The following is a 20,575-nucleotide window of genomic DNA, read 5'->3' on the forward strand; positions in this document are numbered from 1 at the left end:
AGGAGGTTTAGTTTAAATTGTTTAACAGATCCAATTGCTTTTTGGCATGAGCGGCCCATTCGCCGGGGTCATGCAGCAGGTCTTCAAAAATCATCTTTGCCTTATCTCTCTGATTTAAATTAGCTAACGCTATGCCCAGGTATAGTTTTCCTTTTTTGTTTTCGGGATGTTGTTCAAGCAATAGTTCCAGGTGTGCAAACGCGGCGTCAAAACGGTTAAGCCCAAGGCAAAGCACTCCTGTATTTAGCCTTATTTCCTCGTTTTCAGGGTCATATTCCAGGATCCGCTCGTATTCTGCCGCCCCTTCATTTAACTGACCGCTTTGCAAATAAGCAACGGCCAGGTGGTTACGTACCGCAATATCGCCAGGAAACAGCATCAAATACCTGATCAGGTACCCTGTAGCCGACGCATAGTTTTTTATCATTAATTGGGACAGACCCGCAGTTTGCAATGCCCTGCTGTTTTGCGGGTTCTCTGATAAAACATAGTCGGCCATTTCAAAAGCTTCATCATACCTGCCGGTTGAAAGATAGACCTGCGCCAGTCCCATCAATAAATTTAAACTTGTGGGGTTAAGTTCCACCGCTTTAAGCCAGCATGTTTCAGCGCTTTCCATATCTGCCGATAACATATACAGTTTTGCCAAGCCCTCCCAGGCTTCAAACTGATCGGCCTTAAGCGTAATGGTTTGCCTGAAAGCGTTTAGAGCCTTATCATACTGCCCCAGCAAAACTTCGGTATTAGCCAAATTAAGCCATGCCGAAGCATTTTGGCTGTCAATTTCTAAAGCACGTTCAAACAGCGGCTTCGCTTCGGCAAATTTATTTTGCTGGTAAAACAACATTCCCCGGTTATTGAGCAGGGTAACATTGGGTTCATTTAAATCGGCAGCTTTTGCATAATAAGCCTCGGCAGCTTCAAAATTGCCGTTAAGCTGCTGTATAGCACCAAGGTTTATCAGTTCGGTTAGTTGGCTTCGGTTGCTCATAACATTTCTTCTTTTACTTTATCTGCTATACCACCTGCTATATCAGAAATGCTGATTTCAGGATAGGTAACTTTAATATCATCGGTTTTCACATCAAACGGTTCGCCATCTTTATAGTGGATTGGCAGCGAAACTTTAACCTGCAGATCCGGGCCATAACTAAATGACGCAAGGTTTTTAGTCCACTCTTTTGAAATATCGGTAACCAAAAGATCAAGTTCGGCTTTAATAAATGCGTTTACATCAAACGTAAACTTAGGGTGTACCTCGATCTCACCCAAAGCGTTAAACTCAAACCCGGTTGTGGGCGACCAGGCCAGGTCGGCAGCCGCGCTTGCCTCCCCCTCCAACCCTAATCCGCCGACTATCTGAATACCACCGGTAACGCTGGCCGGGCCAATACTTAAACCAATACCAAGCGCGGCTTTTAACTTTAAACCGGCATGCGCCGGGATCACAAATTTTGCCCCACCGCTGATCCGGGTATTTTCGGGATGTGAAGGGTTAAATTCTATCTGTCCAAAAACGTCTTTGAGTTGGCCGGGGCCAACCGCAGCGTCAAAATCGAGGCCGCCATCAATAGTAGCTACGATACCTATGCTTTTAGGACCAAGCGGGATGGCGAATATGGGGATCTGGATGGTTGGTACTTTAAAAAGCTCTTTATTAATGCTCTTCTTCGGAAAAACATCAACCGCCGAAGGCAGGTCCAAACGGCCTACGACTTCAATTTCACCGGCCGGGGTCACCCTTACACTTGCCGAAGCCTGCAGCCAATCGGTAACTTTAAGCGTTAATTTACCCGAGCCGTAGGCAGTAAACTTATCCCCTGCCGGGCCTGATGGTGTGCCATCAGCGGCAATAGCACGGTTGGTTGCACCAACAGTTACCTCGCCCGATACCCTGTCGGCAGCGTAAGATGCCTTGCCTTCAATAGTCAGCGCGCCATCGTCATAAGATATTGACAGCTCTGTATTGATTTTCGGTATTTTGGGAATGGCTTTACCGCTGGCTTTAACATGGTAAATTTCGTCCGGCCCGCGTGTAACTTCCACACTGCCGCTGCCGCTTTGAATGCCCGGCATATTCTCGTCAAGAACGAAGCTGCCACCAATAACTAAGGTTTCATTAGCGTAACTAACGTGGATCTCGGCACTTTTTACCCCTTTAATATCCGGTTCGGCAGTGCCTGTAGCTGTAAACTCATTGTTTGCATAAGTTATATTAATATGGGCCGATTTGATCCCCTTTATCTTATTAGGGCCGATTCCTATCTCGCCTGTAGCAGATAAACCTCCGCCACTGCCGCCATCACCCGGCTTAACATAGTCAACCGTAATACGGGCAGGATTAAAAGTTTTGGAGTCGAAATCAAATGAACCACCCAGCGCGAAAGCCCCTGAAGTACCTGCTTTTGCATGAACTTCGCCTTTCCCGAGTTTTTTGATCTCAAAGTTCATGTTACCATCAACCGTCAAACCCGAATCGCCCAAAGTAATACCGAGCGAAGTATCTGTAATTTTAAATGGAGGGGGAAGCTTGATCTCGCCGCCATCAAAAACTTTCCGGATACTTAAGCCGTTGCTATTTATGATAATATCAATATCCGCATTGTCGATAAGTGGAATGGTTGTATGTACTTTTCCTTTTGCTTCAAGCTCGCCATCATCACTGAAGCCGGCTTCAGAGAGTTGAACCGGGCTTAAGGCCTTGACCTGCGGACGTAATTTATCTAAAATGTCTTGTCTCGAAACGTATCCCCCGTACACCCCCGGAATAGGATTCAATGTAAAACTTTCAGTAATCTTGTCAGCAGTTTTACTGGTTTTAAACATGGTTACTGTTATGCTGCCGGCTCCACCCTGTTGCATAATATCTGTTTGGGGGTCATAGGTAACAGAATCGATATTGGCAGTATACTTTTTTGAGTTTTGAAGTTTAAAAGGCCCTTTTTTAGGCATTTTGATAGCTTTACTCCGCCTCTCATTCAAAAACAGGTGTACAGTATTGGTATCTACAAGCTCTTTTAAAATCTTATCATCTTTGCCGGGCACTAAAAAGCGCATACCGTTGAGATGCTCTCCCTTCTGAATTTCAGAAAGCGAATATTTTTCCTGATCGCCCACACTGTCCGGCGATCCGGCTTTATTTAACTTTGCAGTGGTGATACTGTAATTATCTACAATGCCCTGTACCGACAGACCTTTTACTTTTTCAGGGTCCTTGGCTTTTTCGGCTTTAATAGTTTCGTCTACAGCACTTTTTATATTGGCCTGAATAGTGCCGCCTGATGAGCCGTTAATTTTTTGGGAAAGAAGCCATAAGTTGCCGATATCGTTATCGGCCCCTCCAATTTGCAACTCTACTTTATGGTCAACTTCAAACTCATGCATTTGCCCCGCCCGCCGCCAGTTAGGCCTTACCGACCGGGTCCTTATCTCATCGGGATTACCAAACAATATGCCCCCGGTAACATTGGTTTTTGATACCATGAAATAAGTATTATTTCCTGCGGGAGATGTCCCGCCATTGGGTAATTCAACCTTTTTCAGATCATCAAACTTTTTCCCAAAGCCAGCATCTGTAGCTGCATCTTTTTCCCAGGTAGCCAAATGTTTCCCGCTTCTCGTCGTTTTTTTAAACGAGTAATCGGTTTTAGATGGCATCATGTCATATTTAAAACCTGGAATATCTATTTTCTCAACCTTTATAGTTTTATTGGTTTGGTCAATTTTATCTTCACCAGTGTGCGCCTTGGCTTTTCCACTTTCTGCAACGCCGGTTTCCGCCCGTTGAATAACCCCTTTCTTTTTAACACCATTTCCACCCTGTTGTACCGTATGCGTCACCTCATGCGCTAACAAGTGCTGCCCCGATTTACTTTGCGGGTCATACTTGCCCGCCCCGAAATAAATATCATTACCATGCGTAAACGCCTGCGCCTGTAAGTCGTTACTTAAACCGGCGGCTTCACTGTTATTATGGATCCGTATCGCACTCAGATCTGCACCCATGGCACCTTCCATTTCCTCGCGGGTATTGACAGGCAATGGTTCGCCGCCGCCTTTGCTGCCTTCGATCTTTTGTTGCGTTTGTGGAGATACATCAGGTGCGGCCGACTGGCTGCTGCGTTTTAATGTATTCCCCTCGTTGGGATCGCCATCACTTTCAAAAATGGGGCGGCGCTGTAATTCTTTATCGGCTCCGTTCTGCTCTTTTTCCTGTTTATCTTCCTTCTTATCTTCTTTCTTTTGCACAGCGGAGGTAGCTGCAGTAGCAGGACCCGTGGTAGTAGTAGAACCAGTTGCAGCGTTGGCTACGGTTTTAGGCTGATTAATATGTTGAACAACTTTATCAGCCACCTGGTCGGCCTGCCGTTCAAAATGATCGCCAGGTTCATTCACCGTCATTTTACGCTGAACCTTATTCCCTTCAAAAAAAGGAGATTCCCGTACCTGTTCAACATCATGAGCGGCAGAAAAAAAAGGATCTTTCCCTGCCGCCTGCATGTTTGCGGGCTGATTCTGTTTGGTGTTTGCGGGTGCTGCCTTTTGAGGTGTCTTCATTGCCATTCCACGTAAAAAGGTTCATTCATCCAGGGCAGTTTAACTACGCCAATGCCCCATGGCAATGATGAAAGCAGGATATCCAGGTCCATCCGCTCTACAATAAGGCGGGCAGGCTGTTCTGCTTCAATTAGTTTCCCGTTGCGAATTAAGAATGCCTCGCGCAAGCCGCCGGGCGATGTATTTTTTAATGCTTTCCAGTATTTTATCACAGTTCGGAGCATATTGTCTCCTTCATCAAGCATACGCTGCGGTATTTCAGCTTCACGTTCTAAGGGCTCGTCAAGTGGCCACCGGCATAAAAACTTTTCAAAATAAAGGTCATATTCAAAAGCGTTCACATTACCGGTACCTAAATAGTGCAGCAGGTGAACGGCCAGTTGCCTTGCAGGCAGATCAACAAAATCGTTGTCCTGCAGCAAGCCGAAATCTTTAAAGAAATACTCCAAAAAGGGGTGCAAGATCACCAAACCGGCCTGATTTACATACGTTCCGGCAATTTCTTCTTCTTTTTTTGAGCTTGTTTCCGGAGTATTATCGGGCGTGGTTATAGGCTTATTACTTTGTAGTAGCGGTTTATTTTCTGTTGATTGGATAAACGCTTCTGCAACTTGAATAAGGTTCGTTGCTGACAATGAAGTCGTATTAGCTGACTCTCCCAATATTAAAGTGGCTAACTTTTTCGGGATTGTGCTATCAACAGGTAATTCATCAAGACCTGTGCGGAGGGATATCCTCAGCAAAAGTTTTTCGATGATATACTCCTTGTTACCAGTAAGTTCTGCCAATGACAAACCTGTACGGCCATCTGTTGATTGGCTGCTTATCAAAGCCTTAATTTCGGCTATGGCAGCATCGAGTCTTTTTTGGAGTTCATGTACATCTATACCCAGCAGAGCCGCTGCAAGCTTTTTAATAAATGCTATACCAAACTGGCTAAAGAACCTGCTTACGGTAAGTTGTGAACCTTTAAAAAGATTGATAAGTTTTGATTGATAAGTTGGATCTTTTGTCAATAATTCTGACAGTTCACTCAACCAAACATTTTCCTGCTGCAGCCATTCTGTTGCAGCCACTGCGTACCAAGGAAGCCTGCCCGTGTTAAGGAAATAAACAAATACATTAAAGGCCTGCTGCTCTTCAGTAAGCAATGAATAGCTGATCTCGTTATCTGGCTCATCACCTACGGGTAATACGGCAGGATTTAAAACCGGCTCAAGCACCTTAGCCAGGCTTGCCTGCAATTGTTCAAATACATCCTCCAGCTTACCGGAGCCCAGGTCAAGATCAATCTTATCTATCAAAACATGAGCAGGCAGATCCATATCATCCAGCAATTGCTCCAGTTTTTTGAGCAGTACCTGTTCAAAGTACCGCACGGCCTCGTCCTGCACCTTTTGGGCAGTGCTTCGATGCGATACTTCTATATCAAGTACCAGCTTATGGATGATATGTGTGCTTCCTGCCATAGCTCAACATTATTTAACAGTGCCCGGATCTGTAGTACCCGGATCTTTTTTGATAATCTTCGAAGCTATTTTGGGTGTCACAGGAGTTACAGCCGGATCTGTCTTCGGTGTAGCCGCCGGTGTTACAGTTGTACTCGTTTTAATCACAGATGGGTCTACCGTTGGTGTTGGTGTTACCGATGGTGTTACCGCAGGTGTATCCCTAACTGTAATCACCGGCGGTACAGTAGTACCCGTTGGCGGCGTAGTAACCACAGGCGGAACTTTAGTAATTACCGGTGTAGTGGTTTCCGGCGGCAAGTGGGTAAGTACCGGAGTGGTGGTTATAGGAGGCAAAGCAACAGGCGGCGTAGGCGTAAACACGGCACGACACTTCTCAAATTTACCATTCACTGCTGTAAGTGTAATAACTGTATTACGGCCACGCGGAAACTGGCGCATATCAAACACTTTTACTGTGTTTACCTCATTACTGGTAGTTCCATCGTCAAATGTCCATGTAAACTTGAAGCTGCCCGGATTAGGTGTTTTATTTGTTAAAGTAACCGTAGCAGCACCTTTTTCATTATCCATAGTTACCTTATAGTCAAACGAAGCCTGCGGATGCTCATGGATTATGAGCATACAAGCAGGAACCGGTTTGCCGTTCACCATAAAGTCGTTGATGCTGACATCATAAGGACCTTTGGATGGGTCAACAACCCACTTGCTGCCCAGCAATTTCACAGCATCTCCCGCTATTTTTGAGGTGATAATCCCTGTTGCGGGTTGTACGGCAGTGAAGTTTATATTACCCTGATCTGAACAGACTTCGCTGGCGGCTAACTGCAGGTCTACCGGCTCTTCGGGGATTTGTACAGTAAGCACAACCTGTTGGGTATCGGTACAATCGTGGTTATTGGCAGATAAGGTGAATGTAAGCTTGCCATCAGGGAATTTGGCACGAAGATCAGCGTATTGGAAGGTAATGTTATCATCCGGTGTGGTAAGATTAGCATGTACCTGTCCGTCAGGCATAGTCCAGGTGTAAGCAAATGTATCCCCTGCTGCCTGATTGGTTGTAGCCGTTAGCTGAACAAATACGGCAAACTGGGTTGTATCACTTATGCTGGCCGCAGGTTTAACAGCCGGGTGTTTAAATACGGTAATAGTGCAATCGGTTGGCTGATCATTTACAGTAAATTTAATCTGCTGACCAAATGCACCGTCTTTAACTTTAGTTGTATCAAAATAGGTTATTGTGTCTTTAGTTACAACTGTAGTTTCAAAACCAGCCGAGGCTTTGATTACGCCATCAGCCGGGCTAACTTTAAACTGCAGCAACCCTTCGTCAGAACATGCTACGGCTTTAGGTAAACTAAGTCCTACCTGTGGCTTAGGCATGATAAATGCTACCGGCGGACAATCGGAACAGCACATATAGGGCAGGCAAAAATCGGCAAATACGATATCGGCAGGCACATCAGGGTTTGCAGCTACGGCCCTTGATTTTCCCAGTTCGAGCGCTAAAGCCTGAGTTTTCTTGATGATCTCGGCCTCATTTGTGGGGGTATACTTACGTTTCGACCGGCGTTCATAATATTTTACAGCATCGGCAATGTCATCATACTCGGTATTTTTGGCGATATAAGCCATCGCGTCGCTATCACTTGCAAAACCTTTTACAAACTGCTGTTCGCTTTCAAGCGACTTTAGCCTGTCTTCGAGCGGAGATTTGGTTGAAGGGGTGGTTGGACTGGGTGCAGCTACCGCGGTAGCATAAACCATTACAAAGGTACCACCCGCCGGCACACCTGCCAGGTGTTCTAACCCGGTATGATTGGCGGCATAGGCCGAAAAGGTAAGCTGTTGCAGCAGCTTGGTTTTGCGGTCCTGTATTTCCTTTAATATTACAGCAAGCGCCTGACCTGCACAGCAATTTTCAGATAAGCGCCATAATTGTAATTCATAGTCATCTTCGTACCCTTTGCGTATATAATCGCTTTTAGCAAAAATCTGGCGGCTTTTTTGAGCAGCCAACTTTACTTCGTTGCAAAGTTCATCCAGGCGGGCTGTAAAATTATCAATGGTGTCTTCGTCAATATCAACCAGCCTGTCGGGCAGCCACTGGCTTATGTTACGGGTACCGGCTATCATACGCACAGGGATATCAACTGCAATAGCTTGCTCATATGAGCCTGTTGCCGAGGTATCCACAGTTTTGCCTGCGGCATCTGCATAGTCAGAAATACTGATGGCCCCGCCCTGCCTGCGGATCTGATCTACATAGTAACCTATACTGCCTTGAGCAATATTGATATTATTGTCAACCGCGTCGATGCCGCCGTCCATTACATATCTATCGGTGCTTTTATTGATCGCAAATCCGCTGCTTACCTCACGCGCAGTTGCCTGTATTTCGCCGGTATCCGCTGTTTTGGCAGCAGCCATTCGCATTTTAGGAGCGGCTGCTTCCTCCTCATTGGCCAATTCCAGTCTTTGCTGGGCCGCCTGATACCGGATATCATTCGCCACCGAATAACCTGTTTGGGTATTAAAGCTTGAAAAAAACTTGCTAACATCACCATAAAGGCAATTCTGCTCGGCCTGAAAAGCTTTTAATGTGGCTTCAAGATCATTAAACTGGCAGGCATAATCATCTATATTGATATCGCTAAGCGTTACATCGCCTAAACGAATGGCAACCACATCAAATGGCAGGTTACTGTCCTGCCTGATCTTATCAACCGCGGCAATAGCCTCGGTATATTTTTTACCGATGTGCCCTTCAATCCTGAAAAAATTATTGGAGTCGATTGAATAGGCCAGGGGGTTTACCACCATATCATTTGCAGGCGAATAGGCCCCGGCATTATAACCAAGGATCAGTTTATCTGTGCCCTGCAGCCACCGGCTATAACTCCATTTTTGAGCCAGGTCAATCGGTTTGCCATAATAAAAGGGAATAGCCCTTGCCTCTAAAGGTTTACTGTTATCTGTAGATGGCGTTATTTTCACCACCGGGCTCGGAGGCAGCGTAAACCCGCTGCTCATGATGTTCAACCTGTCGAGGAGGTTAATAGCAATGTTCAGCTTATCTTTATTGGCGCTGATAGCCGGTGAAGCATAAAACTTATGGCGATAAGGCGTTGGCTTGGCCGTTGGTATAATATTTAAGGCACCCAGCATAATATGTTTCGGGAAAGCATAGATATTAGGGCAGCACTGGTAAATGATATCCGAAAGTATGGCCCTCAATTCATTATAGCCGGTTAACAGGTCCTTATAAAAATCATACAGGTACTGTGCCTGCATTGGGGCTGTAACTTTACTCAGCGTTGTATTGATATTGGCAACGATACCGGTAATAGGATAAACAGATTGCGGATCGAGCGCGAATTTGAATGTGTTGTAGAGCGTTTGAACAGCACTTGATAAACCACCGGCGCCATCATTTGCAATTTTTGAAAAGGCCGCGGTAAGCGCTGATGATGAAGCGGTTGTTTGCGTGTTAAAGAACACGCGTTTTGCAGCTAATACAGGAGCATCAAAATAGGCATTATAAGCGTTAAAATACTTTTTGTAGATATCGTCATAAATAACCTCCGAACCGGTTTGCTCAATAATCTGGTTCATATCAGCCTGGGCAATTAGCAACACTTTGGGTTTGGCTACCTGCTTGCGGCCCTGGTTATCACAATCAATAGCGGTACAGGCATCGGGATCCTTAGAGTAATATTCCAGGTAAAGCAGGCCGTACATTTCAGTCAGGTCCTTACCGGCCTTTGATTTAAAATTGGTAAGGGCAAAACTATCAACCGGGAAAGCGCCTTTATCATCGGGTGTTACCAGCTCCCATAAAGCCATTTGCGCGGCATCGGTGCCCATGGGATAAAACGGCGGGTATTTGATCAGCGAATTATCATAGGCCCTGAAGTTTTTATAGGTTGTTTCGGGCATATAAAGCAAATCGCCGTCGGTAGTTACGCCGCAGCCCTTGCCTATGGTTATGCCGTTGGCATCGCCTTTGAAACTTAAGCCGCATACCAGGCCAACACCAATTAAACAGGTACGGGTAAGGCGCTGCTGATCTTCAAAAAACTCTACAATATCATTCAGCTGTTTGGCTGTAAGCACCTGGCTGTCAACAAAGGAGTTATACTCTAAAGTTATATCGGTGAGCTTTATGTTGGTTACTGGTGGCATGGCTTTTTCATTTAGGTTTTAACTGTTATTATTTGTGCCGCCCTGCAAGGTGCCAAGGCTGGTTTTGTTCAATATTATCGGGTTGGTTTCCTGGGTGTCGTCATTGCAATCACTTAGCTGGCCCTGCTGATAAACGGTGTACAGTTTTTCAATCACGTCGATGAATTTGCTGTTTAATACCGGATCGATAGGCGTATCAGTACTTATCGCTATGTGTTTGGCAGCAAGCCAATCTTTATAAACCGCTTCAAAACCAACCATCTGGTCATGTCCGATGAAACAGATCCGCGGCAAAATATGAGCGGGTGTTTCCGTGCGGATGAGCCGCTCGGCATAGGTGCGGAAAGCTGTGTTACGTAACCTTACGCTATATCCCGGCAGTATCACACAAACCCGGAACGAGTATGGATCAAGCGGCTCGCAGTACACACCGTTAGGATCAAGGCAAACCGGCATAAACTGGTGATGAGTGCTGTCATCGCCGGTATAATCAAATGGCGGGCGCAGCAGGATATTTTCTATCACGTACATACCCTCCATCTTGAAATCGTTTTGCATAAATTTGATAATGAACGCAATCTCGGTTTCGATGGCGGCGGCGCTGAACTCCATATCATTATGGGTAAGCAAAGTACCTGCGGAGTTGGCTATATTATAAACATACTTACCCACGGTAACTCCAGGACTTAAGCGGTAATTTTCCCTGTCGCAGGCCAGCACGGATACCAGGCCAAGATCTTCATAAGCATCTATCTCCTTCAGGAAGTTGGCATTGCCTTTAAATTTAACTACGCCAAGCTGCGATATTGTCCAGTTGTAATGCAGGGCATCGGCCTTAAACAAAAGGTAATCCTCAACGCTTAGCTGCTGCATTTTATAGTTAGAGAAACCGAGCAGCATTGAAATCCGTTTTTCCATGCCCGATACATTCACCAGTTGCTGATCCGGTGTTTTGACATTGTACAAATCCATCCCGCTGCCGCGGCAAATGCTCATCTGGTCATAGTCTTTCAAAAACTTAACCTTATGCCTGATGATGTTGCGCTGATAATCTTCGCCGTAAATGCGGTACATTAAAAATACGTACTCGTTAAACTGCTCGGCAAAACGGGCCAGCAAATGATCGAGGAATTTATTTTTCCGTTCGGGATAGTTATCCTGCCCGGTTTCTTTAATTACATCATCAACCGTTTTCTCCCATTGGGCATAACCATCCAACAGCTTTTCCGCATCGCGGATGCCATTTACCGTATTACTGAAATAGGTTTTGCGAATGCTGTCATCGGCAGTAAGCAAAATCCTGGCATTTGAAAGCTGCGCGAAGTAATTGGCCAGCACCTGGTCATAAAACAGCAGGTAGCCTTTAAGTTGTAAAGCCAACGACCGTTGTTCAGTTGTAGCAGTATCTGGCAGGCCCAGCGGCGAGATACCGTAATTTTCAGGAAACTGATTTTGCAGGGTTTCATAGTGCCCTATATCCCTGTAATCGCCTTCGGGTACCGGCAAATCAACTATCTTTTTAGCCTCTACATTGTCCTGCCAGTCTTTACGAAGCTGGTTTAGATCTGCCTGGGCTTCGGACTGTTTCAGTTCGATAGGCACCACATCTTTGTAAAATGTGAACGAGGAGTTGGTTTCGCACAAAACAGGCTTGTGGCCATCCTGTACACAAAGCAGCCATTCGTTTGATTTATAGATCTTATCGGCAACCTCTCTCTGCGGCGCGGTACAGCCGCAAAAACCAAAGGAAATTCTTTTCACCAATCGTACACCGTCAATTTCCATGATAATGCGGTACAGATCAGATAGGCGCACCTCTGTACGCAACTGCGAGGCTGCAAGCTCGGCAGGGATAATAAATCCTTGTTTAGCAAACTTGGTGTCGATACCCTGCAGGTTTTCAAAATCAAGTACCGGGCCCTCAAAGATCTCGTCGGGCTGCATGCCTTTATCCAGCAATTCTTTAAGCAGGTAAAATTTAATATCGGGTGTAAGGTATTGCTCAATATTAAACATGATCTGCGCCCAGATCATTTCAGGATCGGCCTGGGGCTGAAGCTCAATTTCCGCGCAGATAACTATTTCCTGGTTTTCAACGGCCTTTACCTGGTCAAGATCCTCACACAATTCGCGGAAGTAATGATATACCGATTTTATTTGTTTGATGATGTCATCCTGTTTCGCTTTGATCTTGGCTGCATCGCCCCCCAATTCAGGAAAATCCTCAAAATCTATCAGGATATCGTTGATGCCTTTTAGATCGAATTTAACCTCTTTACCGGTCAAGGCATTTTCGCCGGGTTTGGCATAACGAAGCAGCGGTTTACCATCAGGTTGTTTATAGTTGGCTATAATACTATGGGGCGATTTTTTGATCCAGGCATTCCGCACACCATCTATCCGCACAAATAATTGACGGTAGTCGTCGGGGGAAACCGGGTAAGTGGGCAATATTTTTATAGCAGATAAGAACTGCTCATGCATACTGGTGGTATTGTCATGATCAACCGCTAAAATATTTTCAACGGGCAGGGTAATGCGGTAGTTAAGATCGGTGAGCGCATAGCAAAGCATCTCCAGCGTGGTAATGCCCGGATCATGCACGTTATAATCCGACCAAATGGCGCTGGCCAGGTCGCGGATATGCTGCATACCTTCGGTGCGCAAAGTATTATACTCAGGCCCAAGGCTGGTATCAATTTGTTTCGGTATGGTTAACTGATCAATCATGGGCATGTAGGTATGGTTTTGGTATCAATTAAATGTTGCTTTGCCGATACAAGGATGGCCTTTGAATTGCCTGCCTCCAAAACATCGGGGTTTGCAGGCCCCGATGCTGTGAAGTACATCTTAAAATCGGCTATATAATCAACATAGGGTAGTTCTTCAATAAAGCGGATCACCACGCTTTTGTACAGGATGCCGCCAAAATCAATATCGGCATTACGGTTAAAAGCCCAGGGCGACAGGTAATTAATCACATCGGTATTCAACCTGGCTGCATATAGGTTTTCATCCAACCCGAAGTAAAATTTCACCTTAAAATCAAGGATTACCTCTTCATAATCAGGATTAATAGCCAGCAGGTCAACATGCATAGAGTTTAATCCCGACAGGTATTTGGTAATCTCGCTCAGGGTATTTTTGCTTACGCGAGGTTTAAATGGATCAAAACTGATCTGGTTACGGATATCAGGTATGGCTACCACCCTTACACTGCCCGGGGCAACTTCAATATTATCGTTGGTATGGTTAAGGCATTTAACCCTGAACACCTGCGGAAACTGCGCCATCACCAGGTGCTCATAATCCCAGATGGTGATAGCCCGGTGTTTATGCCTCAGCCGTTCACTTACCCTCAGGCGGAAAGCGCCATCATCCTCCGGCAGCAAACCGCCAAACGAAGCATATGGCTGAGTAACCGATTTGATTTGCGGCAGCCTGTCGACCAGTTTGCTGATTGTACCTGCGGGCAGCCCGGTTTCCAGGTGCGAAAGTTCATTATCATTATCGGCAAATTCGGCTTCGGCAGCCTGGATATGTACGTTGATGAATTTACAAACCGAATCTATCGTTACTGCAGTTGGCAGTTCAACCCCAAGCCAGGTGAGGCTTTGGTTTAGGAATGTATTGTTGGTTCTAGCGCCTTCGGGGATTAAAAATTTGATGATCCCCGAGCGCAAAAAATCATTGGTATCATCGCTGATGATATTGCTTTTATCCAAAGCAAGCCATTCATTGCCTGATAAATAATACCATTTAGGTTGAATAGTATCCGAGAACGAGGGAGCAAGCGCGTCTTCACTGCCCTCGGCTACCTGGAAAAGAATACTGGCTACAGACCCCGTTTCAATACCTGCAATACCTATGTAAAAAGCTGCAAGATCAGGAGCTTGCGGTATAGCTGTAATATTCCCGTCGATAAGCCCGTGATATTGTTTTTTGAGGAAAGCATGCTGTTCGGCCTGGCCAAATGGTGTTTCGTGAAAAAATTGAACGTTATGGTTCACGTAATCAGCCAGCAAACCAGGGTTATCATTACTGCCGGTCAAATCGTCAATCTTATTTTTAGCCGATGCCTTGTAATCGAGCTTTAGCGATGCTATTTCGGGAGTATAGGGTTCTTTAGGGATAAGCGCGGCCCTTGTTGTATCTGTCATGGCAGCGGCAAACAATTGCGGATATATACTATGCATAAAATCCTTTGCAAGGCTTATAAGGATATAATTATCCTTAACTCCTGCTGAGAAATTTTCGGTTTGTGTTTGAACTGTGGTAGCAGTTTGCTGAAAACCAACAAAACCCAGCACCGGGAAAAACATCTGCATAGGTTGCACATACTGTTGCACCAGCGCCTTTTCGGCCTGTGGCCAGCTACCTTGTTTAAAAGAGCCCGACACATTAAAATACAGGTATTTATTAATAAAATAAGGTGCGGGATTTACCGCTTGCTGAACGCCATCCGGCTTAAGTGTAAAGGCATTATCGAGCACATTGATTTCGCTGCCTTCGCTTGGGAACAATGCACCATTTTTGATATAGGCTACTTTTGCTTTAAAATCACTTTTGGCAGTTATCACCCTCGAAGTCCCCGTAGTATCTGAAGCCTCATTACTGGCGTTAATGTTATATGCACCGGGGCTTAATGTCGACTTGAGATAATCTGTACGATAAGCCGTATAATAACTTTTCAAGTCAGCAGGTACACCTTTCCATTCAATATTGGGCGTAATTTCCGTCCACTCTTTTTGAAAGATCTCAGCGCTGCCGATATATAGGGTTGAGCCAACTTTTGGCAGTGCGCCAAAGGCAAAGAAGGGCTTTGACGGATCAATTTTACCGTTATCATTTTCAACGGACAGGTTTTTCATGCCTTTCACAGTCACATCTATCTGCACATTATTGAGCTTAGCTTTACTCAGCGCGATATAAACAGGATAGGCATTATTCTGAACACTCATCAGCAGGCGGATTACCGGGAAATCGGTTTTATAATTTTCTTTATGAATAGCCTGATCATAGGGCACAACAGCCTTAGCCTTTGCCGGTATATTTACTGTAATAATAATTTGCTGCTGATTAACCTTAAAGGCATCTGTAGTTGGAAAATCGGCCTGCAGCCATTCTTTTTCTGATGTTAAAAAAACCTTAAACAGTTGGGCAAGCAGTGCAGGATCAATAGTACCGAGCCCCGAAAAGTTGAGTGTTAAAGTTATGGTACGGTCACCCTCGCTCATGAGCAATACTTTTGATGCAAAAGCAAAGCCCATTGATGCCGTTGGCCAGCTCTTGCTGCCAAAAGGGTTCCACTTAGGTACATCATCTTTAAAAGGCGTACCCAAACCATCGGCCGAAAAAGTAACATCGGCATAGGCTACCTTCTTATCCGCGGGCGATTGGTACCAGCTTTTCATAGCCGCTATAGTGGCGCTGTTTACAGCCAGCTCTGCGTTTGTTTTAAAAACAACCGGTTTGGGTTTGGGGCTTTTATCTTTACCGGCATCAAGTGGTGTGCCTTCCGGCAACAGGAAACCGGTGAGGTTACGGGCAAGCTCAAATATTGCATGTACCTTATCGGGTACTTCGGGGCGGTTGCGCAGCTGCAATACCCGTTTAAAATAAAAATCAAGGTGCCGGCCGGTAAACTGGTTCAATGCATCTTCCGAATGCTGTAAAAGCATAATAAAACACATAAACAGGGCCAGGTGCGGTTCAACATCGCTTTTGATTCTTGAGTCGGGAAAACCCAGGCCGGCATTCTGCATTTTAACCTCAACCTGCTTCAAAAAATCCTGCAGCGCTTTTTTATCCTGGATGAAAAACGGTTTCCAATCGCCCTGGGGGTAATTGCTGTCTTTCAAGGTATAATAGTTTATTTTATCGGCATAAGCAGCAGCGAACGTCAGCCAGTCTTCCATGCCCAATTCCTCAATTGGGGCGCTTGCTGGGTCAAGCGCTTTCAGGAAGCGCTGTGACTGGCTTGAGCCATCACGTTGAAGCGGATTTTTATCGTTACAGGCCATGGTTAGTTCTTATTGGTTGGTAGTTATGCTGGTAATGTCATTTTTATAATAAGGGAACACGTAGTTGTACCTTGAATTGGTGGTACGTACCGTGTAATTGAGCTTAATAAGCAATATCCCTTCGTTATCCATACTGGTGTCAACCTCGGTGCTGTTGAGCGTTATCCTGGGTTCAAAATACAGTATGGCGGTTTCAATCAAATCTTTGATATAGGTTTTGAGGGTGAGGTTTACAGCCTCAAAAACTATCTTTTGTAAATCGCACCCGAAAGTTGGCTGCATAATGCGCTCGCCCAGCCGGGTGCTGAACAGTATGCCCAAACTGCTTTCAATATCGGCCTCGTCGGTAAGCATTTCAACTTTACCGGCAGCCTTGTCAAAGCTTGGCGGGAAACTCCATCCCCTGCCTATAAAAGGTATTTTTGGTTCCATTGATCAGCCTCCGATTATTACTGTTGGGCAGCCTAACACTATTGATCCGCCGTGGGCCGTGCTATCGCCCATACGGGCGGCGGGTTTCCCTCCTATCAGCACCGTTGCCGAACCCATGATTATCGAGTCAGGCGGACCGGCGCAGGTACACATATCGCCCACGCATACGGCCGGCATACCACCAATGAGCACCGTTGGTACCCCCGGCCCTATTACCGGCCCCCCTACGTGAGGCGAAGGCCCGTTGAACATAGGGCATACGTGCATATCGCCTATCCTTGCTGCTGCTCCCATTTTTTGTTATTAGTTTATTTGTACAATTGAGCCTTTCAGTGCTGCTGTTCCGCTTGATTTTACTTCCACGCTGGCCGATCCTTCGGCCGAAAGGGCGGTATTGGCTTTCAGGCCCAGGTTCATTCCCTCGGCATTAAAATCCTGCTGGGCCTTAAGCACCAGTTTGCCCTGGGTTTCGATGGTAATACCATCGCTGTTCATTTTTATCGAGTTATTGTTCTCATCCTTTAACTCAATCGCCCCGGCGTCTTCATCCATAGTTATCTTTTTCCCTGCCGGCGTTTCTATGGTTACTGATTTTTTATCGTCATCAAAAATGAGCTTCATTTTGCTGCGGGTTACAAAACCCTTTTGGTTGTTGGCATCGGCCGCGGTTAAAGGAGCGGTTTTATTGCTGCTGTTAAGCATGCCCAGTACCACCGGCTTACGAGGATCGCTGTTTAAAAAACCAACAATTACCTCATCCCCAACTTCGGGCAAAAAGAAACTTCCGCGTTCCTTGCCGGCATCCAGAGTTGCTACCCGCGCCCAAATCCCCTGATCATCAGCGCTGATCACCGGCATACGTACCAGGATGCGGCATTCACCATCGGGATCACTTTCCAATTGGGTTACAACGCCAATCTGCAAACCGGGCACTGCCTGGATCAAAGCCGAAGCGGGCTTTATACTGGTTTCAAACTTTTCGGTAAACCACTGCGGATCCAAACCAAACTGTACTTCCAGTTGCCAGTCGCCGGCCGAGATATGATGCTGAATATGGCTTACAAAGGTGTTGCCGTTAAACCTGTCGCTCAGGTTACTGAGCTTAATGATCATCCCCGGTTTCACCGTATGAATGCCTTTAAATTTCACCCTGCCCCGCACTTTTGAAAGCACCTGTTTTTGCTTGAGCGATGTTGCCCAGGCCTGCAACTCGGGCTGTGAAAGCTTGCCGCCATGGTTAAGCTGATATTTACTTTCATTAAATACGCCAGCCAGATCATCACTTGAAAGATTGCCGTTCAACTCGCCCGATGGCGGATTAGCATCAACCTTTTCAATTTCCTGTGATGCCGGGTTCCAGGTGCGGCCTGTTATGGAGGGGAACTGGATCCTTGAATCAATCTCGGCATCCAACTCCAGCATGGTGGCGCCAAATGATAATTCCACAACCGCGGTGCCGCTTATTTCCGGCTTTTTGATGGAGAGGGTATTATCATCGGTATAAACCAGCATCCCGTTCAGTTCGGCGCGACCGGTTATAAAATCCCAGTCGGTGGCTTCGTACTGCACCAGATCGCTGGTGGTGATGTTCATATCGGCAACATCGGTGCTTAAACCGCTGTAAGTGCCTGCTATAGTAGTTATAGCATCGCTGTCCTTCACGTTTTCGCCAAAGTACTTGCTGTGGCGGGCAAGTGTCATGGCTATGGCCTTATCGCGGCATTCAATAACCAGTTGCGAGCCGCTGTTGCGCAGCTTGATACTGTGTTTAATAACCACACCTTTAAACAGCGTATAATTATCCGATTCGTAACCACACAAAATCTCGATGTTTTTACCCGGCACAAACAAATCGCCGTTACTGGCATCAAACTTTTGGGCCGAAGTATCACCATCAATGATCACCAGTTTGGCGGCTGCTATCCGGTTTACGCCTTTATCAATCACCATAGCCTCCACCTGCATGGTGCGGGGTATCTCGGTGCCCTCAATTTTCACAATCGGGGTAACAACGGTACTTGGCCGGGTGGTTTCTATGGTGCGGCTATCTGCCATGATCTGTTATTGATTTAATGGTGGAAATTTGAGCTTTGTGCCTGTTTTAAGGTACCTGAAATCGTTAAGACTGTTTGCCCGGGCTACTTCTATGTAATACTTTGAATCGCCGTATATCTGGTAGCAGAGCAGCGGCAATGTGTCCCCTTCGTTAATCACCCTCACTTTTGTTAAATCGGGCGACTGGGCATTTTCTTTAGCTACCCGCTTTTTGTCCTCAACCGAACCAATGAACGAAGCTTTTACAATTGCCCTGAGCGGGCGGCCCTGGCTGTCAAACAGTTTATAACTGATATCCATTGTTTCCAGCGCACCGTCAAACTGAAGCGTTCCCCAATAGATACTTACAAACCTTGGCCGGTGCTTATCGCCCTGGTATTCGATGATGAGTTTCTGCAGGTTGTCGATATCCTCGTCAACTCCCAACTCACCGGCGGTAGCACCATTGATTACCCCGGTACGATCAAACATCAGCTCGAAATCCATCTTCTGCGGCTCAATCTTGGAAAACTTGGGCAGCTTGCCCGAGGTTCCCTGCGCCTGCTTGTCAGAATACTTGATCTCGATCTTCTGGCTATAGCTTTCGGGGTTAACCTGTACCGTCATAGAGCCTTCTTCATTTTTGCTCTTCGGATCGGACCAGGCCACGATCTTCATTTTGGTTACGTTATCGGCCATCAGCGTTCGTTTTTATTTTTCAAAATCTCCAGTATCTGTTCTACGCACTCGGCAATGATCTCATCTTTATCGCCGCCGCCACTACCACCACCGCCACCTGAGGGCTTTGAATCCTGTTCGGCAGGGCTTTGATTTACGCTCACGCGGATGTTCAGTTCTCTGATCTCAATTGGCATAACATCAGGTTTGAAGGGTGTAATACTGGTATTGCAGCTCAAAGCTTTCAATTGCGATGCTGTTTTGCTCGGCATTCAAATCGCTCAGGCTCCATTTTTTGGGCCAGGCCTGCACTACGTTCCAGGTTAAAAGCGGGTCATGTTCTTCGTTAAGCAGGCTTACAGTCAGGTCTTTGGGTTCGATAATAAAATTATTGAACACGTTATTGCACCAGTCCATCAGCAGTTTTGATTCGGTAATGAGCCCTCGCTTTAGCACCAGTGCCGGAAACTTGGCCCTTACCGGCAGCGCGTGTTCAAAACGATTTTCGCCGCCCTCTTTTTTGGATTCTGTTTCCATCTCCATGGATAGGCCCGATACGTTCTGGAACCGGCTGTCGATTTCTTCATCGCCAATGCCCGTAAACACCACCTTAAAGTGAAAACCTAAAGGCGGATAACCCGATTTAGCGTCGAAGGCCATGATTAGCCGTTTTTGATGGTTAAACCTTCGTGTGCAACCTCAAGCGTTTCAATTGCAGCCTCGTTGGCATCTGCTTTCAAATCGGCCGACTGGATCTTAACCGGGAAGGCATTTTTAACCGACCAGGTAACTACCGGCTGATGCTCTTCGTTAAGCAGGTTAATGGTAAGGTCGCGGCGATCTATCTGGTTTAGTTTTACGGTGTTCATCCAGTCATAAAACTCGTTATCATTAGCAAATGTGCCGCGTTTTAGGGTGATGTTACCATATTTGCGCATGCCGGGCATTTTTATCTTATTGTATTCCTTACTGCTACCTTCGCGGTATTCAACCACTTCGGTTTCAATTTGTAAGCCGGTTACTTCGGTAAAACCGATGCGTGTGCCACCCCAGTCAACCTGGAAATGGAATTTGGGTAGAGGATAATTTGCCATTTTATTTGTTTTAAATGAAATTCATTGATTTATATAGAACCTATTGATTAGTTTCACATAAAGCGATTAATAATAAAGCCGTTAGCTTTAGGCTTTGTGCATT

General features: G+C 45.9%; 13 protein-coding genes. All 13 read right to left on the reverse strand.

Features of this window, described 5'->3' with window-relative positions; translation table 11 throughout:
- Positions 1 to 7: 7 nt before the first annotated feature.
- From DIU38_RS14760 to DIU38_RS14815, 13 genes are read right to left on the reverse strand one after another with little or no spacing between them, the layout of a single operon-like run.
- Positions 8 to 991 (reverse strand): tetratricopeptide repeat protein, encoded by a 984-nt coding sequence (locus DIU38_RS14760; RefSeq protein WP_112652153.1) that lies wholly within the window; start codon positions 989 to 991, stop codon positions 8 to 10.
- Positions 988 to 4,557, reverse strand: coding sequence for an eCIS core domain-containing protein (locus DIU38_RS14765; RefSeq protein ID WP_167516188.1), 3,570 nt, complete (start codon positions 4,555 to 4,557; stop codon positions 988 to 990). Before DIU38_RS14765 ends, DIU38_RS14760 begins: the two co-directional genes overlap by 4 nt.
- Positions 4,554 to 6,026, reverse strand: coding sequence for a contractile injection system tape measure protein (locus DIU38_RS14770; RefSeq protein ID WP_112652155.1), 1,473 nt, complete (start codon positions 6,024 to 6,026; stop codon positions 4,554 to 4,556). Before DIU38_RS14770 ends, DIU38_RS14765 begins: the two co-directional genes overlap by 4 nt.
- Before the next feature lie 9 nt (positions 6,027 to 6,035).
- Positions 6,036 to 10,211, reverse strand: a complete 4,176-nt coding sequence (locus tag DIU38_RS14775; RefSeq protein WP_112652156.1) for a hypothetical protein — start codon at positions 10,209 to 10,211, stop codon at positions 6,036 to 6,038.
- A gap of 18 nt (positions 10,212 to 10,229) precedes the next feature.
- A complete protein-coding gene (locus DIU38_RS14780) occupies positions 10,230 to 12,941 on the reverse strand; it encodes a hypothetical protein (protein WP_112652157.1) in 2,712 nt (903 codons plus the stop codon).
- On the reverse strand, positions 12,938 to 16,234 hold the full coding sequence (locus DIU38_RS14785) for a baseplate J/gp47 family protein (RefSeq protein WP_112652158.1): 3,297 nt from the start codon (positions 16,232 to 16,234) through the stop codon (positions 12,938 to 12,940). Before DIU38_RS14785 ends, DIU38_RS14780 begins: the two co-directional genes overlap by 4 nt.
- Before the next feature lie 9 nt (positions 16,235 to 16,243).
- Positions 16,244 to 16,666 (reverse strand): GPW/gp25 family protein, encoded by a 423-nt coding sequence (locus tag DIU38_RS14790; RefSeq protein ID WP_090524180.1) that lies wholly within the window; start codon positions 16,664 to 16,666, stop codon positions 16,244 to 16,246.
- A 3-nt stretch (positions 16,667 to 16,669) separates the two neighbouring features.
- Entirely contained in the window at positions 16,670 to 16,960 is a 291-nt protein-coding gene (locus DIU38_RS14795; RefSeq protein WP_112652159.1) for a PAAR domain-containing protein, read from the reverse strand.
- A gap of 9 nt (positions 16,961 to 16,969) precedes the next feature.
- The gene (vgrG, locus tag DIU38_RS14800; RefSeq protein WP_112652160.1) at positions 16,970 to 18,721 is read right to left on the reverse strand and encodes a type VI secretion system tip protein VgrG; all 1,752 of its coding nucleotides are present in this window, start codon (positions 18,719 to 18,721) and stop codon (positions 16,970 to 16,972) included.
- 6 nt (positions 18,722 to 18,727) lie between these two features.
- On the reverse strand, positions 18,728 to 19,399 hold the full coding sequence (locus tag DIU38_RS14805; RefSeq protein WP_090524172.1) for a CIS tube protein: 672 nt from the start codon (positions 19,397 to 19,399) through the stop codon (positions 18,728 to 18,730).
- Positions 19,399 to 19,575 carry a DUF5908 family protein gene (locus DIU38_RS33095; RefSeq protein ID WP_167516189.1) on the reverse strand — a complete coding sequence of 59 codons (177 nt, stop codon included), beginning with the start codon at positions 19,573 to 19,575 and terminating at the stop codon, positions 19,399 to 19,401. Before DIU38_RS33095 ends, DIU38_RS14805 begins: the two co-directional genes overlap by 1 nt.
- A 4-nt stretch (positions 19,576 to 19,579) precedes the next feature.
- Positions 19,580 to 20,038, reverse strand: coding sequence for a phage tail protein (locus DIU38_RS14810; protein WP_091171169.1), 459 nt, complete (start codon positions 20,036 to 20,038; stop codon positions 19,580 to 19,582).
- 2 nt (positions 20,039 to 20,040) lie between these two features.
- The gene (locus DIU38_RS14815; protein WP_112652161.1) at positions 20,041 to 20,472 is read right to left on the reverse strand and encodes a phage tail protein; all 432 of its coding nucleotides are present in this window, start codon (positions 20,470 to 20,472) and stop codon (positions 20,041 to 20,043) included.
- Positions 20,473 to 20,575 lie beyond the last annotated feature (103 nt).

This window comes from Mucilaginibacter metallidurans, from assembly GCF_003286435.2.
GTDB lineage: Bacteria > Bacteroidota > Bacteroidia > Sphingobacteriales > Sphingobacteriaceae > Mucilaginibacter > Mucilaginibacter gossypii.

Excerpts from the sequence above, each read along its gene's own strand:
- DIU38_RS14760 (WP_112652153.1), bottom strand. The coding sequence starts at position 991 with ATGAGCAACCGAAGCCAACTAACCGAACTGATAAACCTTGGTGCTATA.
- DIU38_RS14765 (WP_167516188.1), bottom strand. The coding sequence starts at position 4,557 with ATGAAGACACCTCAAAAGGCAGCACCCGCAAACACCAAACAGAATCAG.
- DIU38_RS14770 (WP_112652155.1), bottom strand. The coding sequence starts at position 6,026 with ATGGCAGGAAGCACACATATCATCCATAAGCTGGTACTTGATATAGAA.
- DIU38_RS14775 (WP_112652156.1), bottom strand. The coding sequence starts at position 10,211 with ATGCCACCAGTAACCAACATAAAGCTCACCGATATAACTTTAGAGTAT.
- DIU38_RS14780 (WP_112652157.1), bottom strand. The coding sequence starts at position 12,941 with ATGATTGATCAGTTAACCATACCGAAACAAATTGATACCAGCCTTGGG.
- DIU38_RS14785 (WP_112652158.1), bottom strand. The coding sequence starts at position 16,234 with ATGGCCTGTAACGATAAAAATCCGCTTCAACGTGATGGCTCAAGCCAG.
- DIU38_RS14790 (WP_090524180.1), bottom strand. The coding sequence starts at position 16,666 with ATGGAACCAAAAATACCTTTTATAGGCAGGGGATGGAGTTTCCCGCCA.
- DIU38_RS14795 (WP_112652159.1), bottom strand. The coding sequence starts at position 16,960 with ATGGGAGCAGCAGCAAGGATAGGCGATATGCACGTATGCCCTATGTTC.
- vgrG (WP_112652160.1), bottom strand. The coding sequence starts at position 18,721 with ATGGCAGATAGCCGCACCATAGAAACCACCCGGCCAAGTACCGTTGTT.
- DIU38_RS14805 (WP_090524172.1), bottom strand. The coding sequence starts at position 19,399 with ATGGCCGATAACGTAACCAAAATGAAGATCGTGGCCTGGTCCGATCCG.
- DIU38_RS33095 (WP_167516189.1), bottom strand. The coding sequence starts at position 19,575 with ATGCCAATTGAGATCAGAGAACTGAACATCCGCGTGAGCGTAAATCAA.
- DIU38_RS14810 (WP_091171169.1), bottom strand. The coding sequence starts at position 20,038 with ATGGCCTTCGACGCTAAATCGGGTTATCCGCCTTTAGGTTTTCACTTT.
- DIU38_RS14815 (WP_112652161.1), bottom strand. The coding sequence starts at position 20,472 with ATGGCAAATTATCCTCTACCCAAATTCCATTTCCAGGTTGACTGGGGT.